The 16,560-nt window shown below is 52.1% G+C and carries 4 protein-coding genes; 1 reads left to right on the plus strand and 3 read right to left on the minus strand.

The genetic code is table 11. The features are described 5' to 3' along the window. Window positions 1-5: 5 nt before the first annotated feature. The 3 genes from Pla110_RS20755 to Pla110_RS20765 all read right to left on the minus strand — a co-directional run bounded on the left by Pla110_RS20755 (window position 6) and on the right by Pla110_RS20765 (window position 13,340). Complete coding sequence (locus Pla110_RS20755) at window positions 6-2,414, minus strand: beta-ketoacyl synthase N-terminal-like domain-containing protein (RefSeq protein WP_144998830.1); 2,409 nt, start codon at window positions 2,412-2,414, stop codon at window positions 6-8. 516 nt (window positions 2,415-2,930) lie between these two features. Continuing rightward, window positions 2,931-8,387 carry an FG-GAP-like repeat-containing protein gene (locus Pla110_RS20760; protein WP_144998832.1) on the minus strand — a complete coding sequence of 1,819 codons (5,457 nt, stop codon included), beginning with the start codon at window positions 8,385-8,387 and terminating at the stop codon, window positions 2,931-2,933. 300 nt (window positions 8,388-8,687) lie between these two features. Beyond that, on the minus strand, window positions 8,688-13,340 hold the full coding sequence (locus Pla110_RS20765; protein WP_144998834.1) for a proprotein convertase P-domain-containing protein: 4,653 nt from the start codon (window positions 13,338-13,340) through the stop codon (window positions 8,688-8,690). Window positions 13,341-13,992: 652 nt separating this feature from the next. On the opposite strand from Pla110_RS20765, the gene Pla110_RS20770 reads away from it, so the two are divergent. Next, window positions 13,993-16,539 (plus strand): DUF1592 domain-containing protein, encoded by a 2,547-nt coding sequence (locus Pla110_RS20770; protein WP_144998837.1) that lies wholly within the window; start codon window positions 13,993-13,995, stop codon window positions 16,537-16,539. Window positions 16,540-16,560 lie beyond the last annotated feature (21 nt).

A 16,560-nucleotide genomic window follows, 5' to 3' on the forward strand; every position in this document is an offset into this window, starting at 1 on the left:
AATGGTTAAAGCGTTTTCGTGGTAGGCACTGGTACGTCTTTAAGATATCTCATGATGGAATGGAAAACGGAGTTGGGACTCACTTCAAACTTGCCTTCCAGAGAAGGAGGCATTGTGGAAGTTGAAGTGTCCTTCAGACTCGATTTCGTAATCACATGGTGAACCTTCTGATCGCCCAGTACGACATCGGCGTGTCGTTTCAATACCAGTGCGGTAGCACCTTCCAACAGAGGTTGGCTAAATCGTTGTTCTGAAGTAGAGGACGCTAACGACTCTGCCCCGCGGTGCCGCCATCCGGCTACGCATATGACGACATCACAGTCTCCCGACCACAGTAACTCACATGCGGACTCTACTAGTGAAGAAGTGGAGCAGGATGCATTGTCGATAACGCACATGGGGCCGTTTAAATCCAGGCTACGGACAATCCGAGAAGCGAGCGAACTGTGATGAAAGCTCCCTGTTGAATCGGCGACCTGCGGCCATCGATGCAGACATTTTTCCTGATATTCATTACAGATGGTTTCCCCATCAGCAGCAGAGATGCCGTGAGACTGCAGAATAGATGCTAGTTCGCGTGATATTTCAGGGAGACGTAGACCTATCTGAAGCTGATCCGTGAAATCTCCCCCCATTTCCGAAGCAACAAGGGTACCGACCCGCTCAAGATCGATTCCCGATTCCATCAATCCAGAATCAGCGAGAGCCTGATCGACCGCTTCCAGTAAAAAATAGTGCAAAGGGTCTTCCTGCTCCAGTTGCTTAGGCGGAATTTTGTGTCGTCGCCAATCATATTGGAAATGATCTAAATTTCCGGGAGCGACTTCATTCGGCCAGTTCGGTCCTTCATTTTGGTTTCTGTCTCGCAACAGTTGTTCCATATTTTCTGCGCTTGGTAATAGGCAGCCGCGACCGACAACGGCGATTTCTTTTTTACTTGGATTAGGCAATGATTCTTGCATAGAACCGACATCGACGCCGACAGGAATCTGTGTCACCGGACTGCCGATGTATTCTTCGACGGCGACATGCATATTGTATCCACCGAAACCAAACGCATTGACACCTGCAACTCTCGCATGGCCATTCCCGGGGGAAGGCCACGGCGTTCGCCGAGTGGGGATATACAAAGGCGATTCATCCCAATCAAGTCTGCTGTTAGGAGTCTGAATGTTGATCTGCTCTGGAATTTCTGTTTTCTGAATGGACAGGACTGTCTTGATCAGACCTGCGATTCCCGCTGCTTCGAGTGTGTGTCCGATGTTCGCTTTCACGCTCGTTACGGGTATTTTCTTTCCAGATGGAAAAGCCTCGCCGAATACTTCGGAGAGTGCTTTGAGTTCAGTGGCATCGCCAAGTGGAGTTGATGTCGCATGCGCTTCTACAAGTTGAACAGAGGCTAATTTCTCTGGTGATGCATAAGCCCGGCGAATGGCCAGTTTCTGGCCCGTTGTCTGAGGAGCCCAGATTCCCTTTCCTCGACCATCGGAAGCAGCTCCTACTCCGCTTATCACACCCCAGATACGATTGCCATCCGCAATGGCTTTGTTTAGTGGTTTCAAAATCACGGCACCATACCCTTCAGTACAGATGACGCCGTCTGCTCCATCATCAAAAGGTCGGGAGCCCGTGGCACTATGAGCGCCTGCTTTAGAGAATTCGGTGGCCGTGTCCGGTTGCCAGATCGACGCACCACCTGCAATGGCCATACTGACGTCGCCACTTTGCAGTGACCGCACAGCAAGCCCAACTGAGTGAAGGGAAGCTGCGCAAGCGGAATTAATACCTTGGGACGGTCCACTCAGGTTGAACGCCCGGCTTGTCAGACCCGCAATTTCAGAAGTTCTTCCAGCTGAAGTCGCCAGACCGGTCCGTGCAAATCGATTGAAGAGTCGGTTTTTTAGTTCCTGGGCAATGTCCGCAGCGGGATAAGCGTTTGAGACATCCGCACGGAGAAGATCTTGCAGCTCCTGTCCGAGTTCGTCGGCGTAATTGATTAACGCATCATCGCCAAAGTTAGTGCTTGGACTATCGTGCCCGACGTAGACAGCGACCTTGGGGTCTGGCAATTGAAACGGATCGTATCCCGAATTCTGAATCGCTTCTGCCACGACGTCACAGAATTGCAGATGAGTAGGATCAGCCAACTCTCGTAATTCGTCCGGAAGAAGTGCTCCAGCATCGCTCCAATGTCGATGGTTTATGAATGCTCCCAATCTGGAAGATGTCTTGCCCGCGATTTTGGAATGAGAGTCATAATAAAGGGAGAGATCGGCACGTTCAGCCGGAACTTCTTGAATTGCTGAACGACCGTTGATCAGCAAATCCCAGTAGCTTTCCAGGTTATCAGAATTAGGGAATCGACACGCCATTCCGACGATGGCAATGGGCATTTGATAGGGCGAAGCTGTCAATGGATGCTCTTCTTTCGAGTCGCTTCAAGCGAAGACGGTGAAATTGTCTTGAACGCCTGAGCATACCACTTAAGATAGGGGGCCACCGGAATGTTTTGAAAAGTTCAAATGACGAAACATTTCAGGAGGTAAAACAGTCTTTTAAATAGAAGAACTGTTTTGATTCCGATCTGGTCCCGGGTCTGGCGGTGAGATGTAATCGTTCTCAATCATTCCTTACACAACTTCGAACGCTGTGTCGAAGTTGCTTGGGAGAGAGATATCGCACAACTCTCACGAGTGGTATACCGGTAGTTGCGACATGTTGTCTTTATGCAACAGGAATGTTGCTCAAATGCAACAGAGCTTAGGATAGTACAGAGTTCGAGCCGGCTGCCTGAAGGGGTGGAGAACCTCATGGTCGTTCGGAACCGCGCCAAAAAAGCGTTTTCGAACGACCAAAAAGATTTCTCAATACCTGAGCCCGAGCAAAGCGCAGCTTGTTGATCCCGGAGTGGCAAGCTGCCTCTGCCATGTTTAGGTTAATAGCTCTTCCGGGCTATCTGCGAATACCTGGTCGCTCATTTCAGAAAGGGCCAGCAGGGCGACCGGTTCTTCAAAGTGCAATTGGCGAGTGAAGACTCCGGCGCTGTCGCCGATGCCATTACCACTCCAGATGACCAGAAACCGATCCCCCGAAGTCGTACTACGCTGGATCACTGAGGGGTTCCACTGCCGTCCTGGTAACTCCTGATTGACGATGATCGAATCGCTGATCGCCGTGTCCGAGCCATCGAAACGGCGGAGTTTAATGTCGTAGTCGTTCCCCGAAATCTGGTCCGACCAAACGATGACAAAGCCGTCACCGGTATAGTCTGCCACAACCGAGGGCGTCACTTGCTGGCCACTTGTTTGGGAATTCACGAGCACTTCCGAGCCGGTCAGTGCGCCCGCTGGAGAAAGCCGACGGGTGAAGACGCCTGCCGCGTCGCCCGTTCCTTCACCACTCCAGGTTACAATGAAATCACCATTCGCCACCTGAGTGACACGGGCTGTTTCCTGAGTGCCGGTAGTAGTTGCATTCACCCGGACTTCGCCTGTGAGCGGAGTCCCTGTATTGCTAAACCGACGGAAGTAGACACCAGCACTGTCGCCAGTCCCGTTTCCATGCCAGACCACGGCGAACCCACCGGCCGAGTCGGTCGTTAGCGAGGGGTTCGTCTGCGCCCCGGAGTCCGTGGCATTCACCTGAAATTCTGTTCCTTGTGGAACACCGGCAGCGTTGAAGAGTCGAGCGAACACGCCGTTTGCATCTGTAGGACCTTTACCGGTCCAAGTGACCACAAAGCTTCCATTCGCCAGATAGACGACATCAGCCAGAGACTGATTGGAAATGGTTTCACTGTTAACGACGATCTCGCCACCATCGAGTAATCCACTGGCAAGATATCGCTGCGCATGAATCTCCCAATTGACTCCAGCTCCTGGATCGGAATCAGATTGCCAGACGATCATAAACTTACCGTTGTCCTGCATCGTGACTGATGGGTTGATCTGATCCTGAGCAGTCGTCGTACTGACGATAAAGGGGCCACCCACTTTGCTTCCATCGGCCCGGTATAATAAACCGAACACGCCTGCTCCGTCGCCGTCTCCTTCATCACTCCACCAGGTCGTGATATACCGGCCATCGGCTGCGGCGGCACTTGCGTGCTGTCCACCCACTCCTGTGCGCTGTTGACCGGTGGTTGACGAGCTTACAAGAGTTTCGTCGGTGACTGGAACGAGGCTGGTATCCACAGCCCGGGTGAAGACACCTGCGGTATCGCCATCGCCATAACCACTCCAGGCAACGACGAATTGATCACCGCCCGCTGTCGGACGCTGGATCACCGTCGGGTTCCATTGTCGATTGTCCAGAACCTGATTCACGGTTTGTGAACTACCAGTGGGTGTGTCGGAACCGTTAACGTGGCGGAGTTTAATGTCGTAGTCATTGCCTGAAAGCTGGTGCGACCAGACAACGAGGAATCCACCACCGGTATAGTCAGCTACGACGGACGGAGTGACCTGCTGGCCGCTGGTTTGTGTGTTTATTAATACTTCGGATCCAGTCAGGGCACCCGCTGAAGTGAGGCGTCGTGCGAAGACTCCCACAGTATCGCCCGGCCCTGCTCCACTCCAGACGACAATAAAGTCACCATTGGCCGCCTGTGTTACGCGAGCAGAATCTTGCGTCCCAGCGGTGGTCGCATTCACGCGGACTTCACTCGTCAACGGTGAACCGAGATTATTGAATCTCCGGTAAAAGACACCCTCACTATCTCCCGTCCCATTGCCTTGCCAGACCACTGCGAATCCCCCTGCGGAATCCGCAGTAAGTGAGGGATTGAGTTGCGCCCCGGCGGTCGTTTGATTTACTAAGAATTCAGCGCCCTGCGGAACTCCCGCTGCGTTAAAGATGCGGGCGAACACACCATTCGCATCTCCCGGCCCTTTACCGGTCCAGGTGACGGCAAAACTACCATTGGCCAGGTAGACGACATCGGCCATCGTCTGATGGGACAAGGTTTCGGAGTTGATGGTCATCTCGCCACCATCCAGTAAACCACTGGCAAGATACCGCTGTGCATGAATCTCCCAGTTGACACCCGGGCCCGCATCCGCATCCGTTTGCCAGACAATGGTGAACTGTCCGTTGTCCTGCATCGTGACGGACGGGTTGAACTGATCCTGAGAAGTCGTTGTGCTCACGATGAACGGGCCACCGACTTTACTTCCATCGGCCCGATAAAGTTGGGCAAAGACGCCTGTGCCGCTACCGTCTCCTTCATCACTCCACCAGGTTGTGACGTATCGACCGTCAGCAGCGGAGGCGATCGAATGCTGTCCTCCCACGCCTGTGCGTTGTTGTCCTTTCGTGGAAAAGCTGATGAGCCTTTCCGGAGTGTCGAATGTTACCGGCGATGAAACATTGTTTTTGTTTTCGAAGTAATGGACTTCTTCGTTCAAACCTTCAAAAACAAATGCGTCGAGATCACCGTCTCCATCAACATCGCCCAGACGAGCACGCCATCCTCCCGCCGTGTCAGGAGGAGTGGGAGTCAGGAAGGTCGCAACAAACCCGGTTGAGAAGTTTCCCGCTCCGTCGTTTTCCCAGGTTTGAATAGTCCCCACGACACCAAAGGTTGAGAAGAAAGCGTCCAAGTCACCATCGCCGTCCAGGTCACCGACTTGAATGCCCTCAATGCCACCCTGGCCGTTTTCATTCGTCAGAGTCCGTTGTCCGCTATAGGTAAAGTTGCCTGCACCATCGTTGTTCCAGAGTTCGACATAATCGGGATCGCCCGAATTAACGACCCACATCAGGTCGAGGTCACCGTCATTATCGAAGTCCCCTTTTTCAACATTCCAGTGCCGGTTACCTCCGAAATCTTCACTCCCTTTGGTAAAGCTTCCCGAACCATCGTTGAACCAGATCTCACTCGACTGGCCCGCATTGAAGTTCGCAAAGACGATGTCGACGAATCCGTCTCCGTTAAAGTCCCCAGCCGTCGTGCCACGAGTGTCGTCATCAGAGGTTGTCATGGGCAACGAAGTGATTTGTGGGAAATGCCCCGTTCCATCATTAAACAGCAACAGGTTGTTGCCCGTTCCTCCAAAAGCGAGTCCGTCGTCGTCCGCTACGACCACATCCATGTCGCCATCACCGTCCAGGTCTTCCAATTCGATCTCATAAGATTCCAGACTGCTGATTCCGGTAATATCCAACCCCGGAGTATTAAAGTTTCCGGCCCCGTCATTCAGGTAGACTGCCTGTGTTGATTTGACGAGTACGAGAATGTCGAGATATCCATCATTGTTAAAATCAGCGATTCCCGTTCCCAGAGCGTGGTGGGCCGACGCGGGGGTGGATTCGATTGCCAATGCTTGGCCGGAGTCAACCAGGACTCCCGCGGTTTGATCGAAGAACCAGATCTGATGTCCGCCGTCGACGAAAGCGAAGACCGCATCGTCATCACCATCACCATCCAGATCGCCAAAGACTACTTCTTTTACAAAGTCACCGTCATTGACTCCCGGGGCAATGACCCCTTCGACGAATTCTCCCAGACTGGGTGTGGTGGTGATCGTGATCACATCAATGTCGTAATCGCTATTGTTAGACAGATCAGAGTCGGTTACCAAAGCGGGAGCGGTCACGGTCGCCCTGTTCAGCACAAATGGTGTCGCATCCGCTTTTACTTTACCGGTGACGGTATAGGTAATGGTTGCTCCATTCGCGAGGTCGACCAGTTCATTGATATTTCCCGATCCATTCGCGTTCCCGCTGGCTCCCGCTGAAAAAGCGGCGGTCCAGGTAACGTTTTCCAGTTCAGCATTGAATGTATCTACGACATTCGCGCCCGTGACGTTTGACGGGCCATTGTTAGAAACGGTAATGCTATAGCTGGTGGTTTCTCCCTGCGCGACCGATTCAGGTGAGGATGACTTGGTGATCACCAAGTCCGCTTCCGCAGAACTGATAGTGACGTAGTAATCTTCTACCTCTCCGTCAGACGCTTCCCCATTAAAGGAGATTCCAGATTGAGAACTGAGCCGTAACCGGGCATAGGTCTGGCCGGTTGTCGCCGCTAAAGGAATATTGAAATTCAGATTATTTGAGCCAGCAACGACGGCCTGGTCGACGGCGAATTGTTCACCGATATCGTCGAAATCACCGTCTTGATTGTAGTCCATCCATGCATTGAGATAACCGGCACCGGAAGCGGTAAATGTGCCTGTTACTGCCTCCCCTGCTATCAGTGCAGAAAGCGAGGTGATGCCATCGTCCAGTGTATCGAGTGCCGCATTACTGTCTGGCTTACCATCAAATTCGGTATCGACTCCTGCCCCCAGATAAAGACTGGAGCCCAGATGACTCGCACCTCCGCTTGCTATCAGAGTTGAATAAGAATCGGGTGCGTCACCATAGTCCTTGGGAGTCGTTAAGACGTAGCCATTGATGGGATCCCCTGTGTCTGAAGCCCAGGTTCCATTCTGATTTCCTGGCCCAACTTCATTGCTTAATTCGCCGCTCGCTTCCAGCGAAAAGGAGAGGTCAACCGTGTTGCCTAAGCTCACAATGGGATTCCCCAACTGATCTTTCAGGAATCCTTTAAACGGAACGATCATTTCCAGTTCGGAGCCATTAGCGGATTGAGCAAAGTTAATAATCCCACTGACGACAGGCCCTTTGTCCTGCACGAACGTGACAGAATCCTGCCCGCCGTTTGCAGGATCGTTGTCTTTATAGACCCACTGGGTGTAATGGTCATAGTCGCCCGATTTCAGCCCGACAAAACCGGGGTCAAATGGTCCCTGTGTTTGCGGGCCATTCCAGACATAACCGTTGTTCGACTGATCGGCGAAGTCCTGTTGCAGTTCCGTATCATTCAGCGCGGCGTGCAACAGGTAATGCCCCGTATTGATGGAGCCATCATAAAACTCCAGTTCGGCATTCATGTCATAGCCATCAGTCGTGGGGAAATACCCCCCTTCATGCAACCAATAGCCGGTGCTATCGTCGTTATCCAAGTCAATCGTGACGATGACGTAATATCTTCCAGCTCTTAAATTCGGTGACGAGCTTTGCTGTTGCGTCGCTCCAATTTCTCCTGTTGCTCTGGCGTAGAAGTAGAAATTCTCTTCGTCATGAGTGACTTTATACTCCAACAGGTCGACATCAGGATGATCGACGTAGCTGGGCGTGTCGCCCTGCTGATCATGGTCGGTGTCGTGCTGGTCATCTGCAGGATCGGTGTAACTAGGGATGCTTGCCCAGTCACTGAAATCTCCGTCAATAGAAATACCGGAGGCCGAAAGCATGACTCTGGCTTCGAGAATTTCAGCGATCCCATTGGGACGTTGCTTCAGTCGAAGTTTTCTTTTTCGAAGATGCGTTACAGAGGTGAAGGGAGAGGCAAAGCGCGCGAAAAGCCGTGACAAAGTCATATTTGTCTTCCGTAAACCAGAACAGGAACAAAGAGGGGACTTCCAGCTTGGATAAGCTGGCGTGGACGAAGTTGCCGGCCCGCGAACTTCAAATTGATTTGATTTGGCTCTATTTAGTATGATGACCTCACTGGCGGATCAACACCGACATTCACGTTTTCCCGAGGCCTTTTTCTCAAAATAAAAAAACGTGAATTCGGTCTTGATCTTCCCGTTGAAATCAAGTTGCTCATTGCCGAAGAAGACATAGAGTGAACGGTTTTAGACATCTTGGCGAGGCCAAATAACAGCGTTTACAAATTATTCAACCAGCAAGCCGTCCCACTCAACAAAGAGTTCATCGTTGGTAACCTCTGAATCTGATCCCGACGCGCTGACCGATAATTCGACAAACTCGATTTCAGTCTCCAGAGGGGATTCGTCAATAGTGAATGAGGGAGGCGCTTCATCGTCGGCGCCAAAGTTTGCTTGAGATGACAAACTGACTTCTGTTGTACTCTCCAAGTTGGATTCATCCTCGATGAACGAGGCCTCCGGGCTTGCAAGGGGAATGGGAACCGGATTCGCGTACTCTCTAGTAAATACCCCAAAGGTATCTTCCAGTCCGCGTCCGCTCCAGGCGATGATGTAATTGCTACCGCGTTTTGCCAGGCTGGGATTCCATTGACGATTGGCGAGTTCCAGATTGACGGTTTGTTCGCTCGTCTCCGGATTGTTGCTACCATCGAACTTACGAATCGAGATGTCATAGTCAGCGCCTGCAACTTGTGTCGACCAGGCTGCGAGGAAGCTGTTGCTCTCCCCTGCAAGAACGGTCGGCGAGATCTGCGCATTCGCTGTAACGCTGTTTATCAAGATTTCATTACCCGGTGTGGCGCCGGCTGCTGTAACGCGTCGAGCAAAGATACCGTTCGCATCGCCCGTGCCTTCACCACTCCAGACGACAACGAAGTTACCATCCGTGGTTTGGGTTACAGAAGCCGTCTCCTGGGTCCCACTGGTCGTCTGGTTTACGAGGACTTCACTCGTTAATGCCGTACCTGTGTTATCGAAGCGACGGAAGAATACCCCGGCGCCATCACCTGTACCTGCTCCATGCCATACGGCGGCAAAGCCGCCAGCACTGTCGGTGACGAGGGAAGGATTCTGCTGCGCACCGGCAGTGGTTGTGCTGACCAGAAACTCATTTCCAACGGGGTTTCCACTGGTGTCGAAGATGCGGGCGAAGACACCGTTACCATCACCCGTTCCACCACCGGTCCAGGTAACAACAATGTTGCCGTTATCCAGGTAGGTGATATCTCCCAACTGCTGAGAACCGGCCGTCGTTTGATTGATAACAAACTCACCGCCATCGGGCAGACCGCTAGCGAGATAACGCTGGGCATGGATTTCCCAGTTCACTCCGGGTCCGTTGTCAGAATCACTTTGCCACATGATGACAAACTGACCGTTGAACCGCATCGCGACGGAAGGATGTTGTTGATCGTTGGCGGTCGTGGTACTGACAACGAATTCGGAACCGACTTTAGAACCGTCCGCCCGGTAGAGTTGGGCGAACACGGCGGAACCATCGCCGTCTCCTTCATCGCTGTACCAGGTGACGACATACCGACCATCATTAGCGGCGGAGACCGAACGCTGTCCGGCAGAGCCAGTTCGCTGGTTCCCCAAGGTTGAAGCACTCAAGAGAACCTCCGACGTCTGAGCTGTCAGACTGGCGTCGTACTCTCTAGTAAATACCCCGAAGGTATCTTCCAGTCCGCGTCCGCTCCAGGCGATGATGTAATTGCTACCGCGTTTTGCCAGGCTGGGATTCCATTGACGATTGGCGAGTTCCAGATTGACGGTTTGCTCGCTCGTCTCCGGATTGTTGCTACCATCGAACTTACGAATCGAGATGTCATAGTCAGCGCCTGCAACTTGTGTCGACCAGGCTGCGAGGAAGCTGTTGCTCTCCCCTGCAAGAACGGTCGGCGAGATCTGCGCATTCGCTGTAACGCTGTTTATCAAGATTTCATTACCCGGTGTGGCGCCGGCTGCTGTAACGCGTCGAGCAAAGATACCGTTCGCATCGCCCGTGCCTTCACCACTCCAGACGACAACGAAGTTACCATCCGTGGTTTGGGTTACAGAAGCCGTCTCCTGGGTCCCACTGGTCGTCTGGTTTACGAGGACTTCACTCGTTAATGCCGTACCTGTGTTATCGAAGCGACGGAAGAATACCCCGGCGCCATCACCTGTACCTGCTCCATGCCATACGGCGGCAAAGCCGCCAGCACTGTCGGTGACGAGGGAAGGATTCTGCTGCGCACCGGCAGTGGTTGTGCTGACCAGAAACTCATTTCCAACGGGGTTTCCACTGGTGTCGAAGATGCGGGCGAAGACACCGTTACCATCACCCGTTCCACCACCGGTCCAGGTAACAACAATGTTGCCGTTATCCAGGTAGGTGATATCTCCCAACTGCTGAGAACCGGCCGTCGTTTGATTGATAACAAACTCACCGCCATCGGGCAGACCGCTAGCGAGATAACGCTGGGCATGGATTTCCCAGTTCACTCCGGGTCCGTTGTCAGAATCACTTTGCCACATGATGACAAACTGACCGTTGAACCGCATCGCGACGGAAGGATGTTGTTGATCGTTGGCGGTCGTGGTACTGACAACGAATTCGGAACCGACTTTAGAACCGTCCGCCCGGTAGAGTTGGGCGAACACGGCGGAACCATCGCCGTCTCCTTCATCGCTGTACCAGGTGACGACATACCGACCATCATTAGCGGCGGAGACCGAACGCTGTCCGGCAGAGCCAGTTCGCTGATTCCCCAAGGTAGAAGCACTCAAGAGGACTTCCGAAGTCTGAGGGACCAGGTCGCCGTTTCCTTCTGCCACATCGGTGACCGTCACAGAGATAAGTTGAACATCAGTCAGTAAACCGGAATCGGTTACGGTCACTTCGACTTCGTAAACATTGTCTGAATCGTCATCCAGTGCGTTTTCGAAATCGGGAGCGGACTGGAATGTCAGGACTCCCGTGTTCGCATCAATATTGAAGAATAACTGATCAACGCCTCCCGAGATTGTATAGCTTAATCCTGCTCCTTCAGTCTCTCCATCCAGATCGGTCGACTGGACATCAATGACGGCCGTTTGATTCTCGGCAGCATCGACCGTGTCGGAACTGATGATCGTCGGAGGTTGGTTGGGATCGACCACACCGTTGACGAGTATCGAAGCCATAACCACGGTTGAATTGCCGTTTTCGTCGCTTAGCGTGTATTCGAAATCGTCTTCCTGAGATTGACCGTCGTTGAGGAATTCGAATTGTCCATTGGGGTCGTATTCCAAATGCTGGGCAACCAGATCAATCGACCAATCGAGCAGCGATCCCGTCTGCCCCGGAGAATCGTCGGTAATTTCAAGTTGCCAGGTTCCGTTGGCCAACTCTCCGTTGAAGTCGGACAATTCTCCTGCTGGGCGGAAACTTCCCGTGAATGGAACGAGCGTCAACGAGCTTGATGTGGTGGCGTTGATGCTAACCAATGCCTGATCGCTGAAATTCGAGTTGGTAAAGTCATCCCCATTGAATCCTCGATCAGAGAACAGTTCGACACGTGTTCCGTTCGGACTGATCAGGAAGACGTCAAGGTTGGAATCCCAAGGGTGATCGATATTGAGGGTGACGTTGACGTCCCGCAGCATTCCGTCTAACCCTGAAACATTGATGGGGTAAAGCGTCGTATCGAAGTCTGTAATATTGAAAGGACCGGTGGAGCTGAAATTTGTTTGAATACCAGATCCGACTAAAGTGACCAATCCGTTGGTTGAACTCGTATCGAGAGAGGATATACGAATTGTTTCCGTTTCATTAGGATCAGGATCGAAATCGTTGGCTAAAAAGTCACCGGGGGTGAAGGATGTATCTTCATCCGTTTCAAAACTGGCACCGATATCGGGGACTCCGACGGGATTTGAATTGGCGGCGCCGACCATGTTGTAACCCAGGTCCATCCAGACACCGACTTCGATAGAGTCGAATGTGCGTGCCCCCAAGCCAGGAGGCGTACTGTGGCTCATCATTAGAGAAGTATAGGTTGGATTGTCTGTATCTAAATGGCTGGCGCTGGAACCGTTTCTCCAAGTCGTTGGAGAATAAAGTCCCACGAGAACTCCGCCATTGGCCGTCATGGCATTGTAGCCGTTGAAGAACAGACCACTCGTCGGTGAGGATCCGCCGACGCTGTGGGTGGCCCAGCTGGGGTCGAGAATATACGAGTCGGGGTCAATCAGACTGATGCCGGTGCTGTCGCTGATATAAGAATCCAGCACTGACCATCGACCGGGATTGCCCAGCGTGGCGCTATTCATTTTGCTGGAGCCATCCTGGTTAATCATGGAGTTAAATCCGAGGACGTGGGACAACTCGTGCATGATAACTGAGGTGAAGTCGAACTCACCCGACTGGAAGTCATCTTCAAGTTCAAATGAATTTCCCCAGTTCACCGTCAGGCTGGCATCGGAACCGGCTCCGTTAAGGTCATGCCCTGTTAGAATTTTGGTGGCGGCAATCAATTGGGTGAATTCGCCTGAGCCGCCTGGGAAGAAAGAGCTCCCTGCGGAAGCGAGCGTGGAAGTCCCCGTAACGTTGATAGAACTAACTGACACATCAACGGTTCCAGTCTCGTCAAAAAATCCACCCAATGTTGTTGCCGTTGCTTCGAGTGCGTCACGACGGTCCTGACCGTGGGTCGCATCTTCAAAACCAATACCCGATCCAATTGCCCCTGCGTAAATGAAATTAAAGGAGATCGTCAGCAGCGTCCTGTCTTCCAGACGTTCCAATTGGCTCCACGCGGGCGTGCTTTGTTGCCCTCGACGAGAGTGAGGAATGGAGGCGGTTTGACGGCGCTTCGCGCGCAGCAGCGATGTGAGGAATTTCGTTATAGGCATGGCGTGGTAATTCAGTATGAAGATGGGATCAGTATGAAAAGAGCCTGAGGTGCGATTCTGAATTAATTAACAAAGAATCAGCACCAACTGGAATCAGAGAGGTGATTGGAAAAAATGAGAGAGAATCAACAGAAGGATTGCACTTCGATCTGAATCAAGACTGTAGGAAATCCAGCGTGGTTTACAAGGTCGATATCAGCCTCCCGAAGCTCCCTTACCTGGGAGACAATTTATGTAAATGCTTTCAATACAAGATGTTCGACTGTTTTTATGTGCTAAAAAATAATTCAGGTGGGAAAGTGTTGCGATTTTCAAACCCCATTTAACATCAAGGGGAAAAGCTCATTAGTGTCATTCATGGCGTACAATTGGCTAGGAATGTGGTATAATTGAGTGAGATATACCATTGATTTGAATCGATTGAATCCGACGAAACACCTTGACTGTCATGCAGTTAAAGGAATAATTGATAATTCAGAATCAATGTAGAACGATTTGATTTCACCCGCCTCGCCCCATTCCCTCCCCCAACCACGAATACACGTGGTTCCCGCCAATTTGATTCGCCGACTGTGTCTCGCGACCCTGCGACTACTCATTGATACGTAGTTGCAACGTAGAAGCACTATCGGTGATAGGAGTCTGTTTCCTCATGCCTCGTCTTGGCTCGAATAAACCTGTTCCTCCCAGGCTGAAACTGACCGGTATCGCTGCGCAGTTGCTCGTCATGTTCCTCATGCTGTCGACCCTCGTTTATGGAGACGACGCAGCCACTCCGGAGCCCCAAAGCAAGCCGTCTGAATACGATCAGCTCCTCGCCAGAGGGGAAGCGATCTGGAAGAAAAGTTGCGTCGAATGTCATGGCGAAAATGGGGAAGGGGTCGAACTGATTTACGAAATGGCATTGGTTGGTGATGATACCGTCGGACAATTGACGGAAGTCATCGAAGGAACAATGCCCAAAGACGCTGCCGAAGATTGCGTCGGAGAAGATGCGGAAGCAGTGGCGGCTTGGATTCATCATTCGTTTTACAGTGAGGCGGCCCGTCTGCGCAACCGGCCAGCACAAATCAAACTCGTCCACCTAACTGCGAATCAGCTTCGGCAAAGTCTGGCAGATCTGTACGGTCAGTTCGGTGGGAACATACCGAAGGACGATAAGCGGGGAGTTCTGGCCGAGTACTTTGATGGCTCCAACAGAAATAAAGATAAGCTCAAAGTAAAACGCTTTGATCCTGTGATTAATTTCGACTGGGAAAACGATAGCCCCGGTGACGATATTCAATCAGAAGCGTTCTTCGTCCATTGGCGTGCGGGATTGAAAGTCGAAGAAACGGGCAAGTACGAGATTGTCGTGCGTTCCACCGCGGCGTTCAAGATGTACTTCGGCCGGTTCGGCAGGCTGTTTATCGACAACCATGTGCAGTCGGGCGACAAAACCGAGTTTCGTAAAACAATGACGTTGCTGGCTGGTCGAGTTTATCCACTGCAGATTGATCTATATCAGCGAAAACGAAAAACAGAACAACCACCGGTGAAGGTCAGCCTATCCTGGACTCCTCCGCATGGTACTGAAGAGGTCATCCCCAACCGGAATCTGGTACCGGTGATGCCACCGGCGACGTTTGCATTACAAACCAACCTCCCCCCTGATGATCGCAGTTACGGTTACGACCGTGGCCTGGCCGTTGATCGATCCTGGGATGAATCCACGACCTTGGCCGCCGCCGAATTTGCGTCCATTGTGGTTGATGAGCTCTGGCCCGATTACCAGAATCGACATAAAGAGGAGCCCAATGTAAATCGCGCCCGGTTGCGAGCCTTTATCACCGAACTTGCAGAAGTCGCCTTTCGCGGTCCGTTGAGCGATGAAGAACGGCAGTTTTATATTGACGAACAAATTGCCGCGACCGAAGACGACGCCCTCGCGATTCAACGTTGTCTGTTAACCATATTGAAGTCTCCTCGCTTTCTGTATCCCGATCTTGATCGCGATCGCTCTGTCAGTCAGCAGGCGGCCAACCGTCTGGCATTAACGTTGTTCGATTCGCTTCCCTCCGACACAGCTTTAAGAGAGGCAGTTACCAAGAACGAATTGGAGACGGAAGAACAGATTCGTACGATGGCGCAGCAGATGGTGAACGACTATCGCTGTGAAGGAAAAATGCTTGAGATGCTGTTCGAGTGGCTGAACCTGAGTCATCTCGGTGATATCGCCAAAGACAGTGAAAAGTTCCCGAACTTCGATCAGGCGCTCGTGGCAGATCTGAGGGCGTCACTGAAGGTGACCTTGGAAGATGCTGTCATTGACTCCGATAGCGATTTCCGACAGTTGTTCGATGCTGACTCTGTTTACACGAATAGACGCCTGGCCGAGTTTTATGGAGATGCATGGGCTTCGCCACAGTTTGCGATTGAAGATGCTGAAGCGGTCAAGGCGAATGCGTTATCAGATCCGAACAAGCCCGCACGGGCCGAACGACCACCTGCGAAATCGGCCGAAGATTATTTCGGTTTGATTCCTGTCAGTGACTTCGTGAAAACGGAGGCATCTGCCCCCTACAATCATGGCATCCTGTCTCATCCCTACCTGATGAGCGGTTTGGCCTATTCGGAGACGACTTCTCCCATTCACCGGGGCGTTTTTCTGATCCGGTATATGCTGGGACGCACTCTGAAACCGCCCAATGCGGCGTTTACCCCCCTCAGTCCAGATTTGCACCCCAACTTGACGACCCGCGAACGTGTGAATCTTCAGACTGGTTCGGAAACCTGCCAAGTTTGCCACGCAAAGATCAATCCCCTCGGTTTTACACTGGAGGGGTTTGATGCCGTTGGTCGATTCCGAGAAAAGGAAGGGGAAAACCTGGTCGATTCCACAGGAAGTTATATTGACCGAAATGGTGAAAATACGACTTTCAACGGAGCCGACGATCTGGCACAATATCTATCAGGGAGCGAAGACGCCCACCGCGCATTCGTTCACCGAACTTTTCAGCATTTCGTCAAACAGCCAATCGCCGCCTATGGCCCAAACCGGCTCGATGAATTGATGGAGAAATTCCGCAGCGAGAATTACGACCTTCGAAAACTGCTCGTCGAAATCGCCGTGATCGCCGCCCAGCCTACGACCTCAAATACACCCGCCTCGCGAGAACAAACGTCCTCGACCAGCTCGCCCAATTCCGCCCCCAATTAGCTTACCCTCAAATCAGCCTGC

This window comes from Polystyrenella longa, from assembly GCF_007750395.1.
In the GTDB taxonomy this organism is placed as follows: Bacteria; Planctomycetota; Planctomycetia; order Planctomycetales; family Planctomycetaceae; genus Polystyrenella; species Polystyrenella longa.